Source organism: Actinopolymorpha singaporensis, assembly GCF_900104745.1.
GTDB classification, from domain to species: domain Bacteria; phylum Actinomycetota; class Actinomycetes; order Propionibacteriales; family Actinopolymorphaceae; genus Actinopolymorpha; species Actinopolymorpha singaporensis.
In genome coordinates this window covers 4,098,346-4,122,459 of sequence record NZ_LT629732.1, presented here as the reverse complement: position 1 = coordinate 4,122,459, position 24,114 = coordinate 4,098,346, and the positions used below count along the sequence as shown (strand labels likewise).

19 protein-coding genes and 1 pseudogene are annotated in these 24,114 nt (G+C 66.7%); 6 read left to right on the top strand and 14 right to left on the bottom strand.

Translation table 11 applies throughout. The annotated features are described in order from the left end of the window. Positions 1–29: 29 nt before the first annotated feature. From BLU27_RS18540 to BLU27_RS18525, 4 genes are all read right to left on the bottom strand, one after another. Positions 30–1,166 (bottom strand): glycosyltransferase family protein, encoded by a 1,137-nt coding sequence (locus BLU27_RS18540; protein ID WP_092654931.1) that lies wholly within the window; start codon positions 1,164–1,166, stop codon positions 30–32. Beyond that, entirely contained in the window at positions 1,163–2,095 is a 933-nt protein-coding gene (locus tag BLU27_RS18535; protein WP_092654930.1) for a glycosyltransferase family 2 protein, read from the bottom strand. The genes BLU27_RS18540 and BLU27_RS18535 overlap by 4 nt, the downstream gene beginning before the upstream one ends. Further along, a complete protein-coding gene (locus BLU27_RS18530; protein WP_157728652.1) occupies positions 2,092–2,913 on the bottom strand; it encodes a glycosyltransferase in 822 nt (273 codons plus the stop codon). Before BLU27_RS18530 ends, BLU27_RS18535 begins: the two co-directional genes overlap by 4 nt. Positions 2,914–3,165: 252 nt before the next feature. Beyond that, positions 3,166–4,878, bottom strand: coding sequence for an O-antigen ligase family protein (locus BLU27_RS18525; RefSeq protein ID WP_157728650.1), 1,713 nt, complete (start codon positions 4,876–4,878; stop codon positions 3,166–3,168). On the opposite strand from BLU27_RS18525, the gene BLU27_RS31335 reads away from it, so the two are divergent. Then, on the top strand, positions 4,796–5,512 hold the full coding sequence (locus BLU27_RS31335) for a class I SAM-dependent methyltransferase (RefSeq protein WP_422386109.1): 717 nt from the start codon (positions 4,796–4,798) through the stop codon (positions 5,510–5,512). The genes BLU27_RS18525 and BLU27_RS31335 overlap by 83 nt on opposite strands. 99 nt (positions 5,513–5,611) lie before the next feature. On the opposite strand, the pseudogene BLU27_RS31330 reads toward BLU27_RS31335, so the two are convergent. Then, a pseudogene (locus BLU27_RS31330) lies at positions 5,612–6,643 on the bottom strand (glycosyltransferase); the annotation flags it as partial. Then, positions 6,640–7,719 carry an NAD-dependent epimerase/dehydratase family protein gene (locus BLU27_RS18510; protein WP_241828028.1) on the bottom strand — a complete coding sequence of 360 codons (1,080 nt, stop codon included), beginning with the start codon at positions 7,717–7,719 and terminating at the stop codon, positions 6,640–6,642. The pseudogene BLU27_RS31330 and the gene BLU27_RS18510, both read right to left, overlap by 4 nt. 314 nt (positions 7,720–8,033) lie before the next feature. On the opposite strand from BLU27_RS18510, the gene BLU27_RS18505 reads away from it, so the two are divergent. The 4 genes from BLU27_RS18505 to BLU27_RS18490 all read left to right on the top strand — a co-directional run bounded on the left by BLU27_RS18505 (position 8,034) and on the right by BLU27_RS18490 (position 12,124). Further along, positions 8,034–8,957: a glycosyltransferase family protein gene (locus BLU27_RS18505; protein WP_092654925.1), complete on the top strand. Its 924-nt coding sequence runs from the start codon at positions 8,034–8,036 to the stop codon at positions 8,955–8,957. Beyond that, the gene (locus BLU27_RS18500) at positions 8,954–10,477 is read left to right on the top strand and encodes an oligosaccharide flippase family protein (RefSeq protein ID WP_092654924.1); all 1,524 of its coding nucleotides are present in this window, start codon (positions 8,954–8,956) and stop codon (positions 10,475–10,477) included. Before BLU27_RS18505 ends, BLU27_RS18500 begins: the two co-directional genes overlap by 4 nt. Next, entirely contained in the window at positions 10,474–11,307 is an 834-nt protein-coding gene (locus BLU27_RS18495) for a hypothetical protein (protein WP_157728648.1), read from the top strand. Before BLU27_RS18500 ends, BLU27_RS18495 begins: the two co-directional genes overlap by 4 nt. Before the next feature lie 79 nt (positions 11,308–11,386). Continuing rightward, positions 11,387–12,124: a TylF/MycF/NovP-related O-methyltransferase gene (locus tag BLU27_RS18490; protein ID WP_197681488.1), complete on the top strand. Its 738-nt coding sequence runs from the start codon at positions 11,387–11,389 to the stop codon at positions 12,122–12,124. Positions 12,125–12,270: 146 nt separating this feature from the next. Here BLU27_RS18490 and BLU27_RS18485 read toward each other — a convergent pair whose 3' ends face one another. Continuing rightward, positions 12,271–13,755 carry a glycoside hydrolase family protein gene (locus BLU27_RS18485; RefSeq protein ID WP_241827506.1) on the bottom strand — a complete coding sequence of 495 codons (1,485 nt, stop codon included), beginning with the start codon at positions 13,753–13,755 and terminating at the stop codon, positions 12,271–12,273. 298 nt (positions 13,756–14,053) lie between these two features. Here BLU27_RS18485 and BLU27_RS18480 point away from each other — a divergent pair, with 298 nt between their 5' ends. Continuing rightward, positions 14,054–15,067: a LacI family DNA-binding transcriptional regulator gene (locus tag BLU27_RS18480; protein ID WP_092654920.1), complete on the top strand. Its 1,014-nt coding sequence runs from the start codon at positions 14,054–14,056 to the stop codon at positions 15,065–15,067. A gap of 134 nt (positions 15,068–15,201) precedes the next feature. Here the strand turns inward: BLU27_RS18480 and BLU27_RS18475 are convergent, their stop codons facing one another. The 7 genes from BLU27_RS18475 to BLU27_RS18445 all read right to left on the bottom strand — a co-directional run bounded on the left by BLU27_RS18475 (position 15,202) and on the right by BLU27_RS18445 (position 24,099). Beyond that, on the bottom strand, positions 15,202–17,379 hold the full coding sequence (locus BLU27_RS18475) for an MMPL family transporter (RefSeq protein WP_197681487.1): 2,178 nt from the start codon (positions 17,377–17,379) through the stop codon (positions 15,202–15,204). Positions 17,380–17,750: 371 nt separating this feature from the next. Further along, positions 17,751–18,443, bottom strand: a complete 693-nt coding sequence (locus BLU27_RS18470) for a response regulator transcription factor (protein WP_092654918.1) — start codon at positions 18,441–18,443, stop codon at positions 17,751–17,753. Next, the gene (locus BLU27_RS18465) at positions 18,440–19,696 is read right to left on the bottom strand and encodes a sensor histidine kinase (RefSeq protein ID WP_092654917.1); all 1,257 of its coding nucleotides are present in this window, start codon (positions 19,694–19,696) and stop codon (positions 18,440–18,442) included. Before BLU27_RS18465 ends, BLU27_RS18470 begins: the two co-directional genes overlap by 4 nt. 193 nt (positions 19,697–19,889) lie before the next feature. After that, complete coding sequence (locus tag BLU27_RS18460) at positions 19,890–20,696, bottom strand: IclR family transcriptional regulator (protein WP_241827505.1); 807 nt, start codon at positions 20,694–20,696, stop codon at positions 19,890–19,892. A 56-nt stretch (positions 20,697–20,752) separates the two neighbouring features. After that, positions 20,753–21,835, bottom strand: coding sequence for an ABC transporter ATP-binding protein (locus tag BLU27_RS18455; protein ID WP_092654916.1), 1,083 nt, complete (start codon positions 21,833–21,835; stop codon positions 20,753–20,755). Then, positions 21,832–22,965 (bottom strand): ABC transporter ATP-binding protein, encoded by a 1,134-nt coding sequence (locus BLU27_RS18450; protein ID WP_092654915.1) that lies wholly within the window; start codon positions 22,963–22,965, stop codon positions 21,832–21,834. The genes BLU27_RS18455 and BLU27_RS18450 overlap by 4 nt, the downstream gene beginning before the upstream one ends. A gap of 9 nt (positions 22,966–22,974) precedes the next feature. Further along, positions 22,975–24,099 carry an ABC transporter permease gene (locus BLU27_RS18445; protein WP_092654914.1) on the bottom strand — a complete coding sequence of 375 codons (1,125 nt, stop codon included), beginning with the start codon at positions 24,097–24,099 and terminating at the stop codon, positions 22,975–22,977. Positions 24,100–24,114: the final 15 nt, after the last annotated feature.

The window sequence follows — 24,114 nt, the reverse complement described above, 5'->3', positions numbered from 1 at the left end:
GATCACTTTCAAAAGGGTCTGAGCACGGTTCAGGGTCCCACGGCAGCCGCAGTGGTATCGAGTAGCGCATCCAGTGGTCGAAGCGTGTGCTCCCACCTGAGTCGCTCCGCCTGTGCATAGGCCTCGTCACTGACTCGCTGCCACGCAACAGGATCCACGTGCCGTGTCACGATGTCGGCAAAGGACTTCTCGTCATAGGGCAGCGAGCCGGCGAGTGCCTCGGCGCTTCGTCGCCAAGCCGGCACCAGGACAGGAAGGCCGGCAGCCAGATAGTCCAGATGCTTCGCGGAGAACCCGTCGCGACGCAGCGGGTCGTCGACGCAGGTGATGAGCCCGAACTGGTAGTCCCGGAGCACATCCGGAGACGCGTATCCCCGGTAGCGGATCCCGAGAGCAGGGTCCGGCGGCGGGCCTCCATAGACGTCGATGTACGGGTAGCTTCGGGACAACCTCGACAGCAAGGGTAGGTTGACGAACCTCGAGCTGAGGGAGCCGAAGTAGACGACCCGGGCCGGACTGGCGGGTCGTGCGCGGATCGCTGCGGGCGAACAGCCCCAGTTGAGCGTGACAAGATTGCTCCCAGGGATTCGGTAGTGTTCCCTCGCATAGTCCGCATAGGACTCCCAATGAAAGCTGAGATGGTCCACACTCTCGAGCACGTCGATCTCGAGTTGGCGCAAACGAGCGTGCTGACGGCGAGTCAGTCGACCCTCGTAGAGGAGCTCATCCGCCCAGGGCGTAGGGCAGTCGTACATCGTCTCGGCACTCGCGACATCAAGGAGAAGGCCACTGTCGTAGGGCGTCTCACAGATCACCAGGTCGACGTCGTTCAACGCCAGCCCCGACCGGAGGATGCGGCGACGCAACCAGAAGTCAGCCCGCAACAGGTGGTACGACAGCCGGCGGCGTGCAATTCCCACCGGTCTGGTGAGCTTGCCGACCACCTCAACCGCATAGAGCGCGACATGGTACGGCCGAGGACGTGGCAACCTCGCCGCGAGTGTGGCCGGCCGGGCAGAGGAGCGGCTGAGTCGATACGTGTCGACCAGGCACACCTCGTGGCCACGGGACGTGAGGTACCGGTGGATCTCGACCGGTTTCACACTGTTGCCGAAGCCATCGAGCTGGCAGACGATGACGACACGCTTGCGTCCTCCCGTCGTCATGACGTGCCGGCTGATCGGTCGAGGCCGAGAACGAAGCGCAGGTATGAGTTGCTCGCGCGGACCAGCCGCGGAAGATCCCCGAGCTCCTTCGCCACCACAGCTCGAAGCAGCCTCGCCGGTAAGTCCACAGCAAGCGTGAAGAAGATCAGCAGGTACGCCTGCCAGGCCGGCCAGTGCTGAAAGGCGTACAGCGATCGACTGCGCAGCGAGTGATACAGCGCCAGATCGCCGGAACGCTTCGCACTGACGTTCCCGATGTGCTCGAAGGTGGCGTCGACGATCAGGTACGAGCCGAAGCCCAGCAGCTTTGCCCTCTTGCTCAGGTCCACCTCCTCGTAGTAGAGGAAGTAGCGTTCGTCGAATCCGCCCAGTCGGCCGAACAGGGCCCGTCGGATGACGAAGAAGGCGCCGATGACCTGGTCCACAGGGCCGCCGCGGCGAAGGGCCTCCGGCGGCAGATGGCGCGCCCACCGGCGCACGACCCTGTCGAGCCTGAGGACACCGGCCATCACGTTCGTGAGCGTCGGGAATCGGGAGGCGCAGAGTCCGGGACTGCCGTCACGGTTCACCGCGAGCGCGCCACAGATGCCGTACACGAGGTTTTCACGGCTGTCGAGGAACGCGGCTGCCCTCTGGATCGTGTCGTCGCTGACCACGGTGTCCGGGTTGAGGAAGAGCAGGTAGTCAGACGCGCAGTGGTCGGCTCCTTGATTACAGGCAGCGGCGAAGCCGATGTTCCCCGGGTTCGCCACCAGCTTGACCCAGTTCGGAAGACCCTCTGCCGAGCCGTCGGTCGAAGCATTGTCGACGACGACCACGTCTCCGACCTGACCCCGTCCGGTCGGCCCGGCGAGTGAGTCGATGCACGCGCGAAGGCAGTCGCCGCTGTTCCAGTTCACGACGACGACGTCGACACGGCGTTCGCTCACCGGTCACCCCCCGCCCGGGCGGGTGCGCGATCTCCTCCGAATCCGGTCGCCTGCTGCCACCGACCGAGCCAGGCGTCGTACGAATACCTCTTCGCCACCTGGTCGAGCGCATGCCATCCCACCGTCGCCCGATCACTGTCCGGACCCTCGACGAGGGAGCGGAGAGCGTCGGTCCAATCCTGCAACGATCTCGCAGCGACGAAGCCGAGCGAGCCCAGAACGGCCCCGTTGGCACCAACCGGGCTGCCCACAGCTGGGACGCCCGCGGCCGCGTACTGGAGCAGCTTGTAACCACACTTGCCCCGGCTGTACGGGTCGTCGTGTAGGGGCATGAGCCCGATGTCGATCTCTGCCAGTACGGAATGTTGAGTGTGCTCGGTCCAGGGCACGCGGTCGACGATCTGCTCGAGCGAGCCCAGCGTCGACCGACTCGTCCCGATGAGAGTGAGCCTCGCGCCAGAGCGGCGGTGAACTTCCCAGAGCGCCGGAGCGATCGTCATCAGCACAGGCTCGTTGTCCGCTGAGCCGATCCACCCCAGACGAGGCGGATCGGACAGCCCGTAGGACTGCTTGGTGGCGTAGTCCTCGACGGCGACGCAGCTTGGTATCACCACGACGTCCGTGGCGTGCCGGACCGCCCACTCGGCGAGAATGTCGTTACCAGCGATGACGCGATCCGCACATCGAGCGGCCGCGAGAGCCTTGGGGGCCTTGGGAGCCAGCCTGCGCCAAGGAGCACTCCCCCCAAAGTCACAATGGAGCGCGTCGTCGAAGTCGTAGACACCGACGGCCGCCCTCGTCAGGAGTGCGGCCTCCAAACCACCTCGGCTCAGTGGTGACGCCTCGCGATGCAGCAGAAGGCGATCTGGCCGCAGCGACGCCAGCCGTCGCAGAGCGTGCTCGGCAGAGAGCACACGGCCCGGATGGCGCAGAAGGTGGCGTGGAGCCGCGTTGTGGTGTCCGACGTAGCTGTGCACTTCGACCGGTTCGACGAGTCGATCCAGCCAGGAAAGGACACGCACCCGCGAACTTCCTCCACTGCGGCCATAGGGCGTCACTGCATGCCGCATCTACGACATCACCTCCGCGGCGCCCTGCGGCGCTTCCCGACGTTGCTCGGGAACAGGCGACCGCAGGAGTCCGGCGAGCATCCCGAGATGAAGGTAGAAGATCACTCGCAGTACGGTGCCCTCGAGGCTGGACTCGAACGCGAAGCTGATGACGTCGACCAGAACGCCGAAACCGACGGCCCCCGCAAGCGGATGCAGACCGCGGCGCAGGAGGAAGAAGAGCGGCAGGCTGAGAACAACCATCCCGACAAGCGCCCCGAGCGGCACGCCGTAGTACAGGATCTGCTGAACGTACGTGTTGTGCACGTCGACAATCAGCACCGCGTCGCCCTTGGGCACGGCACCCGCGCCGTAGCCCAGAAGTGGCTGGGCCTCGATCTTCTCGAATGCGGCACGGTACAACTCTGCTCTCGACAGGATGTTCGCCGCTGACAGCCGACCGGCGAAGTACTCGTGCGTGGTCGGGTTCAACACGTAGAGCGCGATGGGGGCGGCGACCAGGCTCAGCGCGCCTACTACCACCTTGCCGATCAACGGTTTCCAAGAACCGCCGAACGGGCGGCGGAACAAGAGAACGCAACCGACGCCCGCGATCACGAACGCCACCATGACTCCGCGGGAGAAGGTGCAGATCACCGCTGCTGCCGCGACCAGGCCGGTGAGCGTTGTGAGCCGATCTCGCCGGCTGTGCCCGACGTGCAACAGAACGGGGACGAGGATGGCAAGAACGGCGGCGAGGTTGTTCGACCGGCCGAGTAGCGGATGGGAGAGCCGGGTGTAGTAGGAGAGATAGTCGCCGGACCGATGTGAGAGCCCGGGCTCGTACGGCGCGAATCCCGGCACGTGCAGCAGGAGGAACACGGCCGGCAGGGTCACGAGCCAGACGTATCGGCGGAGGAATGCCACGACCCGCTCGACGGCAACGCCCGCCAGCTCACGCGTCACGAAGAGGTAAGCAACGAAAGCCTCCAGGAAGTTCACGGTGGTACGCAACGTCGCGATCCGATCGTCGCTCCACATCAGGGAGAGCGCGGAGACCAGCACCGGAACGGCGAGGAGGAGGGCAAGGGCTCGATAGCCCAGGTTGAGTCGACGGCGCTTCAGGTCCAGCAAGAGCACGGTCAGACCGACCACGAGCATCATGTCGAGAATGGACACCGACTTGATGACCGGAAACGAGGTCGGGTACCAGACCGGGAATCGGAAGGGCATGGCAGCGGCCAACAGCACCAACATGACCATCACGCGGGGCCGTCGATCAGGCCGGCGAGAAAACGCGGTGGCCAGGGCGCGCATCCGTGGGGAACAGACCGCTGCAAAGGGTATGAGCCAGTCAGGAGTAGGACGTGTTGACCGGTAGGAAGGAGCACACATGGCGCTGGCGACGCTGAGCCGCGTGCGACCGCTGTTGGTCTGCCCGCGATGTCGATCCGCTGTTGCCGCCGATGGTGCGGCGTTCCGGTGTACGGCCGTCGGTTGTCCGTACTCCGCAGTGGGCAGTTTCCCGGTCGTCAGCGACTGGCCGGTCCTGGTCGATTTCGAGCGCAGCGTGCTGTCCCTCGACGAGGTTTCAGCCTGGGTGCGCACCTCCGGCCGCGCCCATCGCGAACTGCACCGGTCACGCGTCGACATGATCCCGTCGCCCCTACGACGCGTCTTGAAGCCCGTCAACCACGTCGCCGAGAAGAACATCGCAAGGCTGATCGGGCTCATGCCGAAACCCTGCGGCCGGGTCCTAGTCATCGGCGGGGGCACCCTTGGTAACGGGGTGGATGCCCTCTACCGATCCGGGGCGGATGTCGAGGTCATCGGAATGGACCTCTACGCGAGCGATCTCACGGTCGCCATAGCTGACGGGCACGCCTTGCCCCTCGCCGACGGGTGCATCGACGCCGTCGTCATCCAGGCGGTCCTCGAGCACGTCCTCGATCCCGGTCAGGTCGTGGCCGAGATTCACCGCGTGCTGGGCGACGGCGGCCTCGTCTATGCCGAGACGCCCTTCCTCCAGCACGTGCATGCCGGCGCGTACGACTTCACCCGTTTCACCGCCAGCGGCCACAGGTACCTGTTCCGGTGGTTCGACCAGATCGATGCCGGACCGGTCGCCGGACCGGGGACCCAGTTGCTCTGGAGCGTCGACCACCTCGCCCGGGGCCTCGCTCGATCGCAGTATGCCGGCCGCATCGTGCGGGCGGTGTTCTTCTGGCTGCGCTTCCTGGACCGGATGGTGCCGCGCAGGTACGCCAACGACTGCGCATCCGGGGTGTATTTCCTGGGCCGGCGTTCCGAACTCGAGCTCACGCCTCGCGACATCGTCGACTACTACCCCGGTGCGCAGCGCGGCTGAGTCACTCCGTCGTCCGAGCAACTCGGCGTAGGCGTCGACCAGCCGGCCGAACACGAGCGACTCCCGATACCTGGCCTCGGCAAGTGCTCGGGCAGCCGCAGACATCTCGCGGTACCGACGATCAGGCAGGTCGCTCATCGCACGTAGCGCCTGCACCAGCCGATCCGGGCGACCAGGCGGCACCAGGAACCCGGTGACTCCGTCCTCGACCAGCTCGCGGCACCCGCGAACAGCTGTCGCCACGGCTGGACGACCGGCGGCGAAACCCTCGATGAGCGAGCGGGGGACGCCTTCCCGGTAACTGGGCAGGACCAGCGCGTCGCTGCCGGCCACCAAACTTTGCATCTGCGCCTTGTCGACCATGCCCACGAAGGTCACCCGTCCGGAGAGTGCGGTGCCAGAAGCGCGTTCCCGGAGCACTTCCTCGACGCCGTCGCGATCCGTCGGAAGCTCGGCGCCGGCGACCGTGAGGTGAACATCCGGTACCGCGACGAGCGCGTCGAACAGGTCGAGGAGGCCCTTTTCCTTGATCAGTCTCCCGACGAACAGCAACCGGAAGGGCCGCGATGGTGCCTGTCGAGACGGGATGGCGAACCACTGGTCCTCTACTCCGTTTCCGAGGTAACGCAGCTGAGTTCGATACCCGTGGGAGCGGGTCTGGTCGAGGTCCTCCGTCGACTGGAAGAGCAGCATGTCGGTATGAGGTGCGAGCATCCGCTCCACCCGTTCGAGGGCGCGATCGCGCCATCCACGCCCGTCCCAGACGTGGGCGAAACCATGCACCGTGTACAGAACCCGCGTGCGCCTCGGTATGAGCCACCGCGGCATCATCCGGGTAGGTAGTGCCGCCGCCGGTGCGTGCAGATGCAGGAGATCGGGTTGCAGGTCGCGCAGGATTCGTACCAGCCGGGCGCAGGCAGCTGCCATCGACGCCGGACGTGGGGAACGTGGGAACGAGAGGGAGATCGGCTGGAATGGCGCCAAACTGCGATCGAACTCCGGCCCGTCGGGCGCGCACGCCAGCCTCGCGTCGAAACCGCGGGCACGCAGGTCACACAGTTGGGGCACAAGTAGTTTCGTCGCCGTGTATTCGACCGCGGCGACATGGAGGACGATTGGTGCCCGTGTCATGTCGTGGCGGTCCTCATCGGAGGCCCGGCCACCGACCGCGCCACAGACACCTGCCATCCGTGGCGGGCTCTCCCCTTGGCCGTACCATATGCCGCCAACTGCCACTCGACCTGTCTGGTGAGTCCGGTCGTCATGTCGATCAGCGGGCGCCAGTCGAGCAACAGAGCCGCCTTGCTGCAGTCCGCGCGAGTGTTGTCGACGTCCCCCGCACAGGTGTCACCTCGCCTTACGGTAAGCGGGCGCCCCACGATGTCACCGAGCTTGTCGAGGAGCATGTTCACCGACACGTGTGATCCGCCCGCTATGTTCAGGACCGTGCCCGGTCGAATCGGCTTCCACGAAGCCAGGAGGTTCGCACGCACCACGTCGTCGACGTAGGTGAAGTCGCGCGCCTGCTCCCCTGTGCCGTACAGGTGGATGTCGCGCCCCTCGGCCGCGGCCTGGATGAACCGGTGTATCGCCATGTCGGGACGCTGCCGAGGACCGTAGACGGTGAAGTACCTCAGGGCCACCGTCGGGAGCCCCCAGTTCTCGGCATACGCACCGCAGAGATGCTCCGCAGCAAGTTTTGTCGTGCCATAAGGGCTGAACGGGCGTGGCAGGCTCGCTTCGGTGGTGGGATAGGAGTCAGCGTTGCCGTACACAGACGAACTCGACGCGTACACGAACCTCTTGATGTGCGCTTGCCGTGACCATTCGAGCAGCCGGTGTGTCGCGACGATGTTGTGCTCCACGTACGCGGCGAAGTCCTCCCCCCAGGACGTCCGCACTCCGGGTTGGCCCGCCTGGTGCAGCACCACATCGGTGGTCGCGACCAGACTCGACAGGTCGGCATGGCGCAGGTCGGCCTCGACGAACGTGAACTTCTCGCTGTCGAGCAGCCGCCGAAGATTTCTCTCCTTCATGGCAGTCGGGTAATAGTCCGTGAGGCAGTCCACTCCTGTGACAGCGGTCGCATGTGGCAGCAACGCCTCTGCTACGTGACTTCCGAGGAAGCCCGCCACCCCCGTGACGAGATATCGCACTGTCCCCCCTTGACCACATCCGCGTTTCGTCCTACCGCGCTGGGAGATCATGCAAACCGACCGGCCAGCACGGGCGGAAAAGCCCATTGCGGTAAGGGAGATTTCCCTCACCTTCCGCACGCCGACCGACCCGCGTCGGCTGCCTGACACTTACGTGGACTCGCCATCACGTCGGTCACCCGGAATAGGCCCGGCGTTTATCGGGAAACAGCCACAGCGTGACGTTTCCGTCTCGACGACTCGAGGGCGCCGCCGGACCCGCTGCGACGGCCGATACCAGCGGGTCGAGATCGCGACCCGTCGCGCCTTCCTGCGCGTTCTACTGTGTCGCCGACGCGCGGCACTTTCCGGGAGCCGTCGCACTGTTGAACTCGCTGCGACTGCTCGGCCACCGCGCGCCGTTCCGGTTGGTCGATGCGGGCCTCGCCGATGCTCAGCGGGATCTCCTTTCCGGACACGTCGAACTGCTCCCTGCGCCGGTTGACGTCCCGCCGGTGCACCTCGCGCCGTACGGGCCACGGCTACGTCCCGCCGATGTGCAGGTCGTACTGGACGCGGACGTCATCGCCGTCCGGCCGCTGACCGGCCTCATTGATGCCGCCGCGGCCGGTCGCCTCGTCGGGTTCGTGAACGACCCCCCTAACCACGACAGGTTCTTCTCAGAGTGGGCGGAGGTGCTCGGGCTCAGGTCGATGCGGCGACGCGCCTACCTCAACGCCGGACAGTTCGTGATTCCCCGAACGCTCAATGCCCGGGTGCTGGACCGCTGGATCGACGGACAGGTGACGGTGGGCATGCGGGGTACGCGCTACGGCAGGAAGGCGCGCCTGTCCGACCCCTTCTACTTCGCCGATCAGGACGTCGTGAACGCGGTCCTGAGCGCCACCCTGGACGACGACGAACTGGACGTTCGCGAGCATCGCCTGGCGCCGCATCCACCGTTCGCAGGGCTTCGGCTGACTGACATCCAGGCACTGACGTGTACGTATCCCGATCGCACCCAGCCGTATTTCCTGCATCACACGATGGCCAAGCCCTGGCTGCAGGCCACCAGGCTGACGGTCTATTCCACGCTTCTGTCGCGGCTGCTGCTCGCACCGGACGTCGCCCTCCGGCTCGACCCTGGGCACGTTCCGCTGCGCCTGCGACCGGGGCGTCTGGCGTCGGTCGACCTGCGTCGCGCGGACATGCAAGCCCGGGTGAAGGCGGACGCGCGCCGACGACTCGGCACGTTCGGGATCCGCACACGGCTGGCCGACCGACTGCGTGCCTTCGGGGTGCGACCGTGACCACGGCGCAGCATCCGGGCACGTCACAGGGCCAGGACGCGGAGGATGGGCTCGCCCGGGACGGGTTGAGGCAGCGCGCGCTGGCCGGGCTGTTCGTGGTTGGCTCCCGCGGACTCGGGATCATGCTTGTCGGCTTCATCGGTCAGGTGGTGCTGGCCCGTTTGCTGATGCCGACAGATTTCGGCGCGGTGGCCGTCGGGCTGGCGTTCGTGACGTTCGTGAACCTGTTCGCCGACGGCGGGCTGGGCGCGGGACTCATCCGGCGCCCGGAGCAACCGGACCGTGCGGACCTTCGTGCCCTGAGCGGACTGCAGGTCTCCGTTGCGATCGTGCTCGCAGCCGGAGTTGCCGGCGTGGCGCCGTTGTTCGGACGGACTGGGTGGGTGACCGCGGTCGTCGTTGCCTCCACGCCGTTCCTGGCGTTGCAGATCCCCGGCAGGATCGTCCTCGAGCGCGCCCTGGCCTATCGCCGACTGGCGATCGTCGAGGTGACCCAGGTGATCGTGTTCAACCTGTGGGCGATCGTCTGGGTCCTGGCCGGCGCCGGAGTGTGGGGAATGGCCAGTGCCGCGCCGGTACGCGCCGCTGTCGGCGTGGCCGCCATGGCGTGGGCGAGTCCGGTCGGAGTCCCGTCGCCTCGGTTCGCATGGCAGCGGGTACGGGGCCTCATGGCCTTCGGGATCCGCTTCCAGGCGGTGACCGCTGTCCAGCTCGTGCGCGATCAGGGACTCAACACCGCCATCGTGGCGCTGACGACCGTATCGACCCTGGGTTTGGTGACGATAGCGAGAAGGCTGCTCGAGGTGCCGTATCTCCTCCTCGGCGCCACCTTCCGTGTCTCGTTCCCGACCATGTCGCAACTGCTCGCGCAGAAAGCTGATCCCGGGCCGCTCATCGAGCGCGCTGTCGGTGTGACCACCGTCGCCAGCGGGCTCGTTCTCACCGGGTTGGCCGCCTCGGCACCGGGTCTGGTCCCCGGCCTGTTCGGTGTGCCATGGCGCGACGCCGCCACCGTCCTCCCAGCCGCCTGCCTGGGGCTCTGCGTAGGCGGGTCGGTGTCGGTCGCCACCCAGGGCTACCTGTATGCGGTCGGCGACGCGGCGGCCGTTCTCCGCGCATCCCTCCTCCAGACACTCGTGCAGTTCCTGGTCGTCCTCGTGGCGTTGCCGTGGATCGGCGTCGTCGCCGTGGGGATGGGCTGGCTGGCGTCGAACCTTGTCGAGGCGGTGGTCCTGGGGCGAGCCACGGCTGCCCGGACACAGGTCCGGCTGACTGGTCAGCTCGCCGCCCCGGTGAGCGCGGGCATCGCCGCGGGCGCGGCAGGTTGGTTCACGACCCGGGCTCTGGGGTCGGATCTCGTCGCGGGCTTGTGCGGCGGCACGCTGGCAGCGGCCGCATATCTCGTCCTGGTCCTCGTACTGAACCGGCGCCTGGTCACCGAGACCTTGGACATGACGTTGTCCTCGGTGCGGGCAGTCTGGGGCAGCCGAGTCGACGACGTACGCCCGGAAGTGGCATGACCTTGGTCAACCGCATCGTCGTCTTCCGATTCGACCGGAATCCGCTCATCTGCCGCTCGGGTGTGGCCCTGCTACGTTCCCTCAACCCTGGGCTCCAGGTGCACGGCCTGTATGGCGGAGGACCTGGAGGTCGTCAAGCTCTCCTTCGGTACGGAGCCATACCTCTCCTCGGGCTTGACAGCCTGTACGTCTCTCCTCGCCCAGGCCGATGGAACTGGAAACACGGCGACCTCGCCCTGGCGGCGTGGTACCGCGAGGTGGGGCGGCATCTGGACTTCGACGTCGCGCACCTCGTCGAGTGGGACCTGCTGCTCCTCGACAGTCTGGATCGGGTGTACGCCGACGTGCCACCTGACGCGGTCGCGCTCACCTGCCTGACGCCGCTGCCGCGGTTGCTCGGGTCCTGGGAGTGGCTGCGGACGCCCGAAGGACTTCGAGAATGGGAGTCACTGCTGTCATACGCTCGGCTGACATGGGGCTACCAGGACGAGCCACTCGGATGTATCGGCTGCGGGCCGGCCTTTTCACGGGCGTTTCTGGACGCGTACGCACGGATCGATCCACCTGAGCTCTGTCACGACGAGCTTCGGCTGCCTCTTGTCGTGCAGTCGCTGGGGTTCCCTCTCGTCGACACCGGCTTCCGTCGCAGCTGGGACGATCCGGTCGAGGACAGGTACTTCGCCGCCAACGCCACTGCGATCCAGCACGAGACCATCACCGCCGAGTTGCAGCGACCCGGTGGACGGCGGGCCTTCCACCCCGTACGACATTCGTTCCGGCTTCCTGCTCACACGATGAGCCTCTCGTCATCTGGAGCTCACCATCGTTGACAACGCCGTCCCTACGTCGGGCCCGGTCAGGCAGTCGCCCTGGGTTCGATCCACGATCGAACGTGCCGGCAACCGGCTCTTGCGCAGCCTGGGTTACCGACTGAACCAGATCCAGCCCCGGGAACCTGCCGACCTGCCGTCGTCCTCGGTCGAACTCTTCCGGGCGGTCGAGCCGTTCACGATGACCTCGCCCGAGGCGGTCCACGCCTTGGCAGATGCCATCCGCTACATGGTCCGGTCGGGCGTGCCGGGAGCGATCGTCGAATGCGGGGTATGGCGCGGGGGCAGCATGCAGGCCGTGGCCAGGACGTTGCTGGACCTCGGCGTCCTCGACCGCGAGATCTACTTGTTCGACACCTTCGAGGGCATGCCCCGCCCCACGGAAAGGGACATCCGCTGGACCGGCGAGTCGGCCGCCGATCTCCTGGCCTCGGAGACCGGCCGGGCGGCCGACCTGCTGCAGGCACGCGCTTCGCTTGAGGACGTACGCGCCGTCATGGGTGGCGTGGCATATCCGCCATCTCGCGTCCACTTCGTCGCCGGCCGGGTCGAGGACACGGTTCCCGACCAGGCGCCCGAGACCATCGCCGTGTTACGCCTGGACACGGACTGGTACGAGTCCAGCCGCCACGAACTGCGCCACCTCTACCCGCGACTGGCACCCGGGGGCGTGCTCATCCTGGATGACTACGCCTGGTGGAACGGCGTGGCAGAAGCCACGGACGAGTACTTCGAGGAACATCCTCCGATGCCGTTCCTGATCCGGATCGACGACAGTGGCGCCCGCGTCGCCGTCAAACCCGCCTGCAGCACATAGCAACCGTCCGGCCTCGGCTCGCCGGCCAGTTCGTCGATCGCCACAGCGACACGTTTCCACGCCAGCTGGTCACCCTTGCCGAGGCGACGCAACGCCCGTTCCGCGGCTTGTGATCATGCCCGGTGCTCCTTGCGTTCGTCAGCTTCCTACTCCCCCGGGCTTGCGAGCTCAGCCCGGGCGATGGTGACCGTGCCGTCCACCACGTCCACAGACAGGTAACGACCCGGCCGATCATAGGCGCGCACGTTCAGCGCCACCCCGTCGACGTACAGGGTCGCGATCGTGCCGTCCACAACGACGTCGATGTCGTAGCCCCGCCCCGGCTCGACGGTGAACGGACGCTCCGAGCCGCGATTGTCGTAGCGGTACCAGGGATAGTTCGGGATCCGGTCGAAGTCGATCCTGCGCTCCCCGGCGCGGAAGGTGAAGGCATAGCCGTCGGTTGCGGTGTCGTCCTCGAACAGCCTGAGAGCAAAGCTACGCGGGGACTGCGGCGTGATGCGCAGACTGATCACGTACGGGTCCTCGGCCGGTAGCTCACCAAGTCGTCTGACCTGCCGGCCATCCGGGGACCCCAGAGTCACGGGGTCGGTGATCAAGCTCTCCGGCCGGCCCAGTGCCGCCCGGACGGTCTCGGGGATACGGACCCCAAGTGAGTGATCTGCTCGCTGGTACACCTCGTGCACCACCAGCGTTCCGCCCCACTGCCATGCACCAAGATCAGTTTCGCCTTCCTTGGTCGCGACCCAACCGAAAAGGTAGCGATGCTCACCGTCTGAGGCCGACCGCGCGGCGTAGTAGGCGCGACCGTCGATGCCGTCATCCACCGGCGCGCTCCACGGACCATGGAGGCTCTCGCTGCTGCGGTAGACGGTCTTGCTGCGATCGCTGTATTCAGTGGTCAGCAGGTACCAGCGATCCCCGATGCGGAAAAGGTCCGGCATCTCGTGCATGGTGTAGAGATCCGGTGCCCAGAAATCGCCCTGAAAGGCCCAGGATTCCAGGTCGGTCGAGGTAAACCACACCGTACGGCCGGTGACAGCGCGAAGGTCGGATCCCTTCCGGGCGCCGAGAATCATGACCCATCGGTCGTTCTCGTCATCCCGCAGCACGAACGGATCGCGCCAGTTGTCGGGGTCATAGCCCTCCTGCGGCGGCAACAGGTCGCCGTTGATCTTGGTCCACGTCCCCAGGTCCTCGCTGACGGCATGCATCAATACCTGGGCCGGCTTGCCCGCTGCCGCGTGGTCCCGGTTGTAACCGGTGTAGAAGGCGTGATAGCGACCGTTCGCTTCGAACACGCTGCCCGCGAAGATGAACTGATCTTGATCCTTGTCGCCGCCTCGCAGCACCACTTCCCCCAGGTCGGTGTAGCTGACGAAGTCGGTGGTCCGGGCGAGCGCCCATCCGAACGGTTCGCCGAACGGGCCAGGTTGTCGGGTGTCCCGCTGGTGGAAGAGTTGGTACGCGCCATCGGCGAAGACGGGCATACAGTCCCCGAACCAGGTCTCCGGGTGCTGGTAGTAGAGCCGGGGCATAGATTCGATCTCCTTGTCTCGTTCGGCGACGGCGATCAAATGTCGGTCCGCAAGCCGGCAACGAACTCCGTTGAAAGCGATGAAGATGATCACGGCGGTAGGACACCATCAGCGCCCCGCGGAGCGCGACGCCACCGTCTCGGGGGTTGTCACGGTCCCCCTGGCACACCCAGCGGTCACCGCCGGCAGCCCGACCGCGGCCGTGTCGGCCACGCACCGACGTCGCCCAGTCCTCCCTGGCTTCGAGAGCGTTGTCTATCGTAGGACAGTTTGATGCGCTTACACGGGTCGTCGCGATGGCATCGATCGTGGAATCATGCTTTCGGGCTGGCGTTTGACCTGGTGAGGGTCGGTGACATCGGTGTCACAATCTGCTGGAGACGGAGGCAAGATGACCGGACGGCCGACGATTCACGACGTCGCACGCCATGCTGGCGTTGCGGTCAAGACGGTCTCCCGGGTATTGAACAGCGAGCGGGCCGTAAGCGAGTCGATGCGGGCACGCGTGCAGGCCTCAATCCAAGCATTGGACTATCGACCGAACTCGGCTGCGCGGGTGCTTCGCAAGCACGTCACTCGGTCGATCGGTTATGTGTGCGAAGACATCTCCGAGCCGGTCCAGGCACGGTTGGCACGGGCGATCGAACGGGTGGCCAGCCAGCACGAGTCGACGCTGACGGTCTCGCTCACCCACCACGATCCGGGCCTTGAACAAGGCGTCATCGAGTCACTGTTGTCCCGCCAGGTCGACGGCCTCCTGCTGTGGCCGACCGGTGTCGGCAGTCGATTTCTGCAACGCCTGTCCAGTACTGTTCCCGTGGTCTGTGTGGATCGTCCGATCGACGGTGTCGAAACCGACACGGTGTTCTGCGACAATCGGCGCGGCGTAGGGGACCTGGTCGACTTCCTGGTCCGGCGTGGCCACCGGCGCATCGGCTTCGTTGGCGACCCAGCTGACCTGTTCACCCAACAGGAACGCTTCGAGGGATACCGCGCCGCCCTTGCCCGCCGCGATCTCAAGGACGACCCAAGCATCGTCTTTCGCCAGGAGCAGGACGTCGACCAGCTGCGAAAGCAGCTGCACTACTGGCGGTCCTCGCCGGCACCGCCGACCGCGCTCGTCGCGGCGAGTTCACTGTCGGCCACCACGCTTGTTCGGGCGTTGCCGTCGGCTGATCCGATTGAAGTCGCGGGGTTCGACGACTTCCCACTCGCCGATGTGATCCGCGGCGGCATCACCGTCGTGATGCAGGACATCGAAGAGATCGGCCGCGCCGCCGCGGAAACGCTCTTCCGCCGATTGACCAGCCACAACGCCGGTTTCACTCACACCCGAGTTTCCTCGACGCTGATCGACCGCAGTGACGAAGCTGGTGCCTCGTCAAGCAACGCTGGTGACAGGTAGATCGGCTTGCGGATCTTGGGTCCGATGGCGGTCCTGTCTTCGCGGCGCTCGACCGCCCGTCTCGGTGATGCATGTTCGGGGCTCGGAGTGCGGGGAACCACCCGAGGCTCCCCGCACTCCGGGTCCGGGTCCGGTCAGACACCGGCCTCTTCCCTGGCCCTGGCCGGTGGGATCGGCGTCGGCTTCGATGCCCGGCGCCCCGGCATCCACCAGTTGGCCTTACCGCACAGTTCCATCACCGCGGGGACAAGAACCATCCGGACGATGGTGGCGTCGATGAGCACGGCGACGGCCATACCCAGGCCCCCCTGTTTGACGGCGACGTCCGGTCCCAGCAGGGAGGTGGTGAAGACGGCGATCATGATGGCGGCCGCGGCGGTGATGAGCTTGGCGGTCCGGGCCAATCCGGCGGCGACGGCCGTTCGAGTGTCACCGGTGCGCTCGTACTCCTCCCGGACCCGCGAGATCAGGAAGACCTCGTAGTCCATGGACAGGCCGAACAGGACCGGGAAGATCATCATCGGCACCCAGGTCGTGATCGGCATCGCGGTGGGGAAACCGAGCGCCGAGCCGAACCAGCCCCACTGCACCACCGCGACGATCACACCGTAGGCGGCACCGATCGACAGCAGGTTCATCACAGCGGCCTGCAGCGCGATCGTGACCGACCGGACCAGCGCGGTCAGCAGCACCATGGACACCGCGATGACGACCGCGATCATCAGGGGCAGGCGCGAGTTGACCTGATCGGCGTAGTCGATCGTGGCGGCGTTCGGGCCGCCGATGTAGATCCCTTCGCCGCTGGGCGCCTTGGGCAGTACGTCACCGCGGAGCCGGTGCACCAGGTCCGCTGTGGCCGCATCCTGATATCCGGTCTTCGGAAAGGCCATGAAGGTCGCGGCCTGTCCGTCCTTGCTGACCCGTGGCTGGGTGACGTAGGCGATGCCCTTGGTCCTGCTGACCGCTTCGACCACGGGACGCAGATCCGCGTGCTCGGCGTCGAGCTTCGTGGCGAAGATCAGAGGTGCGCTGAAGCCGGGACCGAAGCCCTCGGAGACGATCCTGTACGAGACGTAGCTGCTCCTGTCGTGGGGCTGGACGCTGGCGTCGGGAAGGCTCAGCCGCATCGACAGCGTGGGGGCGGCCAGCACCAGCAGAGCCACGCCGGCCAGCATCGCGGCGACCAGTGGCCTGCGCTGCACCACTCCGGCCCATCGCACTGCGAGGTCCCGGCGTTCCTGGGACGCGGCGCCGACAGGCTCGCGGCGGACGGTGCGACGGGGCAGCCGGAGCGAGTTGATCCTGCGGCCGGTGAAGCCCAGGAACGCCGGCAGCAGGGTCACCGCGGCGATCATCGTCACCAGCACGATCACGGACGTGGCGACGGCCACTCCGGTCATCAGCCGCTGCCCCATGACGATCAGGCCCAGCAACGCGATCACGACGGTCGTGCCCGCGAACAGCACGGCGTGACCGGCGGTTGTGATGGCCTTGACCGTGGCGTTCTCCGGCTCGTCGCCGTCCTGCAGGTTGTCCTTGTAGCGCGTCACGATGAACAACGCGTAGTCGATGCCGACACCGAGCCCGACCATCGCGGCCATGATCACGGTGAAGTCCGGCGAGGGGACGACGTACCCCACCAGCTTCATCGAGGCGATGCCACCAAGGATCGCCAGCAACGCGGTCACGATCGGCAGGCCCATTGCCACCAGCGACCCGAAGGCGATGAACAGGATCACCGCTGCTGTCAGTACGCCGACCCCTTCGGCCGGGCCCTGCTTGGGTGTCTCGGCCTTGGCTGCCTCGTCTCCGCCCAGCGCCAGCGTCACGCCGTCACCGGAGGCTTCCTTGACCGTGTCGACCAGTGGCTTGACCTTGGAGGTGTCCACGTCCTTGTCGGTCAGCGGGATGATCGTACGGGCGATGTGGCGATCCGGCGTCACCAGGCTCTTGTCCTGATATGGCGAGGTGACCGGCCCAGTGATGGGCGAGGCCTCAAGGTCGGCGATGACCTTCTCGATCCTTTGCCGGACGGAAGGATCGTCGACGCTCCTGTCCGCCTTGATCGCCAGCGTCAGCGTGTCCCCTTGCTGCTCGGGGAAGTGCTTGTCGATCAGGGTCTGCGCCTTGGCGGAGCTCGTGTTTCCGCCGGAGAAGTCGTTGTCGGGGGCGGCACCGTAGCCGAAGCCGACGAACGCCAAGGCGGCCACGCCCACGATCCAGATCATGAGGACCAGGCGGCGGCGCCGGTAACAGAACCGGGCCAGTCTCGCCAGGGCCCCGTCCCTCGGGTGGGTCTCGGTCGTCGTCACCAGTTTCTCCTCAAGTCCTTGACCGTTGCGCCCGATCTCCTTGTGCCGTTGGCTTCTGTGAAGCGAGAGACGAAGGAGGTCGTGAAACATCCAGCACAGTTGTCGTCAGCGCGGATCTGCCCACCCGCTGACCCGCTCGGCGGGTCACCTCCGTCACGCGGGCAGGGAACGTCCGCACGCAGCCTCATGCACTCGATCGTTGCGCCGTCGGGTCGGTACCGCCTCCGACGACGGATGGCTGCGCCTACGCAGATCTGCGTAGGCGAGCGGTGTCTGAGGAGGCCCGTCGTCGTAGCGCGACTGGTGGGTGCTGGGACTCCACAGGAGTCCTGGCCGTCGATTCCGGCAGGGTTTCGGCCAGGAAGCAAGCCCTAGGTCGACGGGCTGACGAGTCCGGTCTGGTAGGCGATGACGACGAGTTGAGCACGGTCGCGAGCACCTAGTTTGACCATGGCGTGGCTGACGTGGGTGCGGGCGGTGGCGGGGCTGAGGAAGAGTTCGGCACCGATCTCATCGTTGCTCAGGCCCTGTCCGACCAGGGCGAGCACCTCGCGTTCGCGCTGGGTCAGCGTAGCGAGCCGGTCCTGTCCGGCCTGGGTGGCTGTTCGTTGCGCGGTGAACTGGGCGATGAGGCGCCGGGTGATCCGTGGTGCGAGCAGTGCGTCCCCGGCGGCGATGACCCGGATGGCGTGCAGGAGTTCGGCCGGTCCGGCGTCCTTGAGCAGGAAGCCGCTGGCCCCGGCCTGCAGTGCTTCGAAGACGTACGCGTCGGTGTCGTAGGTCGTGAGGATCAGGACGTGGACGTGTTGGAGTCCGGGTGTCCTGCCGATCTGCTCTGTGGCCTGGATTCCGTCCAGCTTGGGCATGCGGATGTCCATGAGCACAACGTCGGGTCGGGTGGCGCGGGCCTGCTCGACCGCTTCGGCGCCGTTGGTGGCTTCGGCTATCACCGTGATGTCGTCTTCGAGGTCGAGAAGGACCTTGAAACCGGATCGCACGAGCAGCTCGTCGTCGGCAAGGAGAACCTTGATCGGCCTGCCTTGCGGTGCGGTTGCCGCGTTCACAGGTGGGAGGTTCCGCTTGGTGCCAGGGGCAGTCGTGCCTGCACCTCGAACCCGCCGTCCGGACGTCGCCCTGCGACCAGCTCTCCGCCGAGCAACTGGCAGCGTTCGCGCATCCCGAGGATGCCACGGCCCGGTGCTTCGGCCGAGCCACCGGCACGATCGTCGGTCGGGAGCTGGGCTGTCGGGTGCGAGCCGGCGGACTGATGGGCTGGGGCGTGACGACACGCCTCGTTGATCACGCGGAGTTCCAGGGCGTCGATGCCGTAGTTCAGCGCAACAGTCACCCTGGTCGGGCCGACGTGGCGGATCACGTTGGTGATCGATTCCTGCAGGATCCGGTAAGCGGCACTGCCGACCGCGCTCGGCAGTGGCGGGGTTGGCGAGGTCGCCTCGAGCTTTATGTCCAGCCCGGCCTCACGCGCCTTCGCGGTGAGCTCGTTGATCTGCCCCAGGCCCGGGTGCGGCACTCGCCCGTCGTTGGCGTCCCGGAGCACCCCAAGGATGGCCCGCATTTCCCGCAGCGCCTCGGAGCTGGTCTGCGCAATGGCCACCAGCGTCTCCCGCGCGCGTTCCGGCCGCTTGTCGAGCACGTGTGCGGTGACGCCGGCCTGGATGTTGATGATCGCGATGGCGTGAGCGACCGTGTCGTGCACCTCGCGCGCGATCCGCAGCCGCTCGGCGTCGACCCGGGCGCGTGCTTCCTCCTCCCGAGTCTGCTCAGCCCGCTCAGCCCGGGCCTGGGCCTCGGCCGCGATGAACCGCCGGGATCGGACCGACTCACCCAGAGCCGCGCTCATCACCGACGCTCCGATCCGGAAGAACACCCAGCCGATCGCGGCCCGGGGTTCGATGTCGGCCGCGGCGACCAGCCAACTCGTGGCCAGCACGGCGATGACCCCGCCGGCGATCAGCAGCGACCGGCGCCCGTCTCCGTAGGCGGTGAGGGTGTACAAGGCGACGAACAGGCCTAGCCAGCCAGGGGCATCCGGGAAGTCGAAGCCGTAGTAGACCAGGCTGGCCAACGCAGCCGTGACGAAGACCGCCAGCGGCCACCGTCGCCGGAACGCGATCACCACACCACTCACGACCAACAGCACGTATCCGAGGTAGCCCAGATCGGTGAGCGGCCGGGCCGAGACCTTGTCCGCACCGACGGCGACCGTGCCCTGAACCTGCATGACCGTGACGAAAAGGGCAAGCAAGGCGTCTTGTACCAGGACCGGCACACGGAACGACTCGACTCGGCGTTGCATACCGAGATCCTAGGGCTCCCGCACCGTCCCGTAGCTCCTACCAGCCGCGCAGCCGGCTACGACAACAAGCGCGGTCAGGCACCCGTTGGCTACGCAGATCTGCGTACACATCGAGCCCACGGAGAAGTCGTGTCCCGCCGCGGCGAAAGCATGTGGCGTGGACCGTGCCGGCGGGCCTCGCCCTCGCTGCGGATCAGCGGAGGGTCCGCTGTGGCGGAACCAGGGAGCCGAGTTCGGAGGAGATCGCACTCGCCGTCTGCCGGACGGCGGCCGCGACCGTATGCAGCTTGGCACCGGAGAACTCGCTCGAGAAGCCGGTGACGCCGACGGCGTACGCCACCCGGTCGCCGGCGTCGAACACCGGGGCAGCCACGCAGCTGATCTCGGCTTGTTCCTCCTCGTCCTCGAAGGCGTAACCGCGCTCGCGCGTCTCGGCCAGCTCCCGCCGGAAAGCCCGAACGCTCGGGCGCCGCGCTCGAGGACCGGCGCCGGGAGCCAGGTGGTCAAGCAGTGACACAAGCTCCGACTCCGGCAGGTAGGCGGTGATCGCTCGGCCCAGGGCCGTCAGGTTGAAGGGTGCGACCTTCCCGACAAAGGTGTCGAACTGGACGAAACCCGGTGTCGCGGCCTTCGCGACGTAGACGATCGTCGCACCGTCCAGCGCACCCAGGTGGGCCGGCATGCCGACCTTGTCGCTCAGTGAGCGAAGGTGCTGGCGGGAGACGTTGGTCGGGTCGATCTTGCGGACGAGGCGAGTTGCCATCGCGTACAGCCTGAGCGTCGGTTGCCAGAAGTGGCTCCGGCCGACGACCTGCCGGTTGGCGTAGCCTCGCTCCTCGAAGGTCTGCACGATCGAGGCGCAGGTTGCGAGCGGTACGCCGGCTTCCTGCGCGAGCATCGTCAAGGTCAGTGAGCCCTCGGCCTGAACCAGGGTCTCCAGGACCCGCAGCGCACGATCCGTCGACGGGGACGCCGCCCGGGGGTTTGGTTCCGCGCCCACGCGGCCCTCCTCGTTGCTATTTTCAGTATCTCGGAAATGGTAGTGGCGGCCGTCGCCTAGGCGGTGACGCCCATGAGTTGCAGGGTGTCGGAGTAGTGGCAACGCGACGCGCGGTCGCCACGTAGTGGCGCGAGTTCCGGCTCCGCGGAATCGCACCTGTCCGCGGCGTACGGGCAGCGCGGGTGGAAGGTGCATCCCGAAGGTGGTTGCGCGGGGTCCGGTACCTCACCTCGGAGCGGGATGCGCTTCTTGGTGCCGCGAAGCCGCGGATCCGGCAGTGGAAGGGCGCGCAACAGCGTCTCGGTGTAGGGGTGACGTGGACGGGAGAACAGGTCGTCGGTGACAGCTTCCTCGACGATGCGGCCGAGATACATGACCGCCACGCGGTCGCACAGGTGCTGGATCACCGACAGGTCGTGTGAAACGAAGATGTACGTGAGTCCGAACTGCTCCTGCAGGTCCTCGAGCAGATTGAGGATCTGGCTGCGAACCGACACGTCGAGGGCCGAGACCGCCTCGTCGGCGACCACCAGACGTGGCTGGGTTATGAGCGCCCGCGCGATGCCGATGCGCTGACGCTCGCCGCCTGAGAACGCGTGCGGATACCGACGCATGAACTCCGGGCGCAGGCCCACGAGCCGCAGTGTCTCCGCCACCCGGTCCCTGAGGTCGTCTCCCCTGGCCAGACCATGGGCCAACAACGGCTCCCCGACGATCTGGAGCACCGTCATCCGCGGGTTGAGCGAGGAGTTCGGATCCTGGAAGATGGTGCGGATCTGCCGACGGTAGGGATGGAGTTCGCTTCGGTTCAGCCGGGCAAGGTCGACCACGTTCCCGTCCTCGCGTCGGTACGCCAGGCTGCCCGATGTCGGCCTGTAGGCTCGCAGGACGCAGCGCCCCAGCGTCGTCTTGCCGCAGCCTGACTCCCCCACCAGGCCCAGCGTCTCCCCCCGCCGGATCGTGAGGTCGACCTCGGTGACCGCGTTGACGGTCATCCCACCACCCATACCGAGGAAGCCACGCGACACGTGGAAGCTCATCGAGAGGTTCCTGACCGCGAGCAGAGCCTCGTCGTCCGTGTCGGGCCCGCCCGAGCCGGCCCCCCGCCCCTTGTTCGAGTGCTCTTCCAGCGCGGTCATCGCCCTGCCTCCCCCGCCGTGATCGGCCCTCTCCGCACCGACTCGGCGGAGTCGTACAGCAGGCATCGGACCGCGCGGTCCACGGTCCCGTCGGGTCCGGTGACCGCCTGCGTGGGCGGTACGACGGCATCGCACACACCCGGCATCGCGGAAACGCAGCGAGTGTGGAAAGGGCACCCCACCGGCCGGTCGTACGGATGCGGGACCATGCCGCGAATCGCCGTGAGTCTGCGTTTGGCCCTGGGGCCCACCGTCGGGATCGAGTCCAGAAGCGCCTTCGTGTACGGATGCCGCGGATCGTGGAAGAGGTCGTCGACACCGCACTGCTCGACGACGAGGCCGAGGTACATGACGGCCACCTCGTCGGCAACCTCGGCCACCACTCCCAGATCGTGCGTGATCAGCATCACCGCCATGTCGAACTGCTCCTGTAGTTCCTGAATGAGTTCGAGGATCTGAGCCTGGGTGGTGACGTCGAGGGCTGTGGTGGGTTCGTCGGCGATGAGTAGCTTCGGTCGACACGCCAGTGCCATCGCGATCATCGCGCGCTGTCGCATACCACCGGAGAGCTGGAAGGTGTAGGAGTCGAACCTACGCTCCGGTCGCGGGATGCCGACTCTTCGGAGTTCGTCGATGGTCCGCTCCCGCGCTTCCTTCTTGGTCACCTCCTCGTGGGTGCGGATGTTTTCCGCGATCTGGTGCCCGATCGTGTGGACAGGACTCAGCGAGACCATCGGCTCCTGGAAGATCATCGCGATCTCGCTGCCACGGACAGCCCGGATCGCGGTTCCCTTCGGATCGAGGCGCGTCAGGTCGAGCATGCCGTCGGTGGCGGCACGCACCGCGGCGCGATCCTGTCGAGAAGGGTGCGGAGCCTTCAGGAGACGGTGGTCCTGACCGAGTCGGTAGAGCACCTGACCCTCGATGATTCGGCCTGGACGTTCCACCAGCTGGAGGATCGACCTGGCGGTGATGCTCTTCCCGCAGCCCGACTCACCCACGACGCACAACGTGTGGCCGCTTCGCACCGTGAGGTCGACGCCGTCGACCGCGCGTACATGTCCCTCGTCGAGGTCGAAGCCGGTTCGCAGGCCTCGAACACTCAGCAGCGGCGGAACTTCGCCTGGCATTCACCCTCCTCAGCTGTCGTAGGGGTCGGCGGCGTCGCGTAGGCCGTCGCCCAGGAAGTTGAGCGCCACGACCGCGATCACGACGGCGGCCCCCGACAACAGCAACCACGGTGCTGTCGATAGAACCCTGATGTTCTGTGCGTCCTGCAGGAGAACTCCCCAGCTGACCACGGGTGGCTGCAGGCCCAGACCGAGGAACGACAGCGCGGTCTCGCCGAGGATCATGCCCGGGATGGACAGGGTGAGGGTTGCGATGATGTGGCTGGTGAACGCCGGCAGCATGTGGCGGCCGATGATTCGTGACCGCCGCACACCGTCCAACTCCGCCGCGAGAACGTAGTCCTCGGACCTGATCTGCAGGAAGCGGCTGCGGATCACCCGGGCCAGGCCGGTCCAGCCGATCAGCGAGAGGATCAGGGTGATCGCGAAGTACGTCTTGATCGGACCCCAGCCTGGTGGCACGGCCGCCGCCAGGCCGAGCCACAAGGGCAGGGTCGGCACCGACATGATGAACTCGATGATCCGTTGGATCAACGTGTCGGTGACCCCGCCGAAGTAGCCGGAGACTCCGCCGAGGGCGGTGCCCAGCACGAGTCCGAGACCCACTCCGATCAGGCCGACCGACATCGAGACCCGGCTCCCGTAGATCAGCCTGGTCAGTAGGTCACGTCCCTGCTCGTCGGCGCCGAGGAGGTAGAGCGGGCGCCCGGGCTGCACGGGCCCGAAGAAGTGAACCGTGGTGGGAAAGACGCCCCACAGCTTGTACTTCTCTCCGTGGGGGAAGAAGCGGAGGGCGACCCGCTGGTTGGGATCGGGTGTGAACTCACGCAGCAGCGTCTTGCGGCTTACCTGTGACCTGTAGTCGTCGACGAAGAAGTGCAGGCCGCCCTGGAACGACACGTGGATCCGCTGCGGAGGCGCGTAGCTGTAGGTCGCACGATAGGTGTCCGGTGTGGCCGGCGCCCAGAACTCACAGAAGGCGGCCAGGAGGTAGACGAGGCCCAGAACGACCGCGCCGGCGACAGCCAACCGGTTCTTCCGGAAGCGCCACCAGATCAGCTTGCGTTGAGAAGCGACATAGATCTCACTCGACGTCTGTCCGGTCGCCGGGGGCCCGTCTGTCACGGCGGTCATGGCCCTCCCTCCTGT

Bases quoted from the DNA above. Each gene is read 5' to 3' on its own strand.
- BLU27_RS18540 (WP_092654931.1), bottom strand. From the start codon at position 1,166: ATGACGACGGGAGGACGCAAGCGTGTCGTCATCGTCTGCCAGCTCGAT.
- BLU27_RS31335 (WP_422386109.1), top strand. From the start codon at position 4,796: ATGATCCCGTCGCCCCTACGACGCGTCTTGAAGCCCGTCAACCACGTC.
- BLU27_RS18525 (WP_157728650.1), bottom strand. From the start codon at position 4,878: ATGAGCCCGATCAGCCTTGCGATGTTCTTCTCGGCGACGTGGTTGACG.
- BLU27_RS18510 (WP_241828028.1), bottom strand. From the start codon at position 7,719: ATGATCTCCCAGCGCGGTAGGACGAAACGCGGATGTGGTCAAGGGGGG.
- BLU27_RS18495 (WP_157728648.1), top strand. From the start codon at position 10,474: ATGACCTTGGTCAACCGCATCGTCGTCTTCCGATTCGACCGGAATCCG.
- BLU27_RS18480 (WP_092654920.1), top strand. From the start codon at position 14,054: ATGACCGGACGGCCGACGATTCACGACGTCGCACGCCATGCTGGCGTT.
- BLU27_RS18465 (WP_092654917.1), bottom strand. From the start codon at position 19,696: ATGCAACGCCGAGTCGAGTCGTTCCGTGTGCCGGTCCTGGTACAAGAC.
- BLU27_RS18455 (WP_092654916.1), bottom strand. From the start codon at position 21,835: ATGACCGCGCTGGAAGAGCACTCGAACAAGGGGCGGGGGGCCGGCTCG.
- BLU27_RS18450 (WP_092654915.1), bottom strand. From the start codon at position 22,965: ATGCCAGGCGAAGTTCCGCCGCTGCTGAGTGTTCGAGGCCTGCGAACC.
- BLU27_RS18445 (WP_092654914.1), bottom strand. From the start codon at position 24,099: ATGACCGCCGTGACAGACGGGCCCCCGGCGACCGGACAGACGTCGAGT.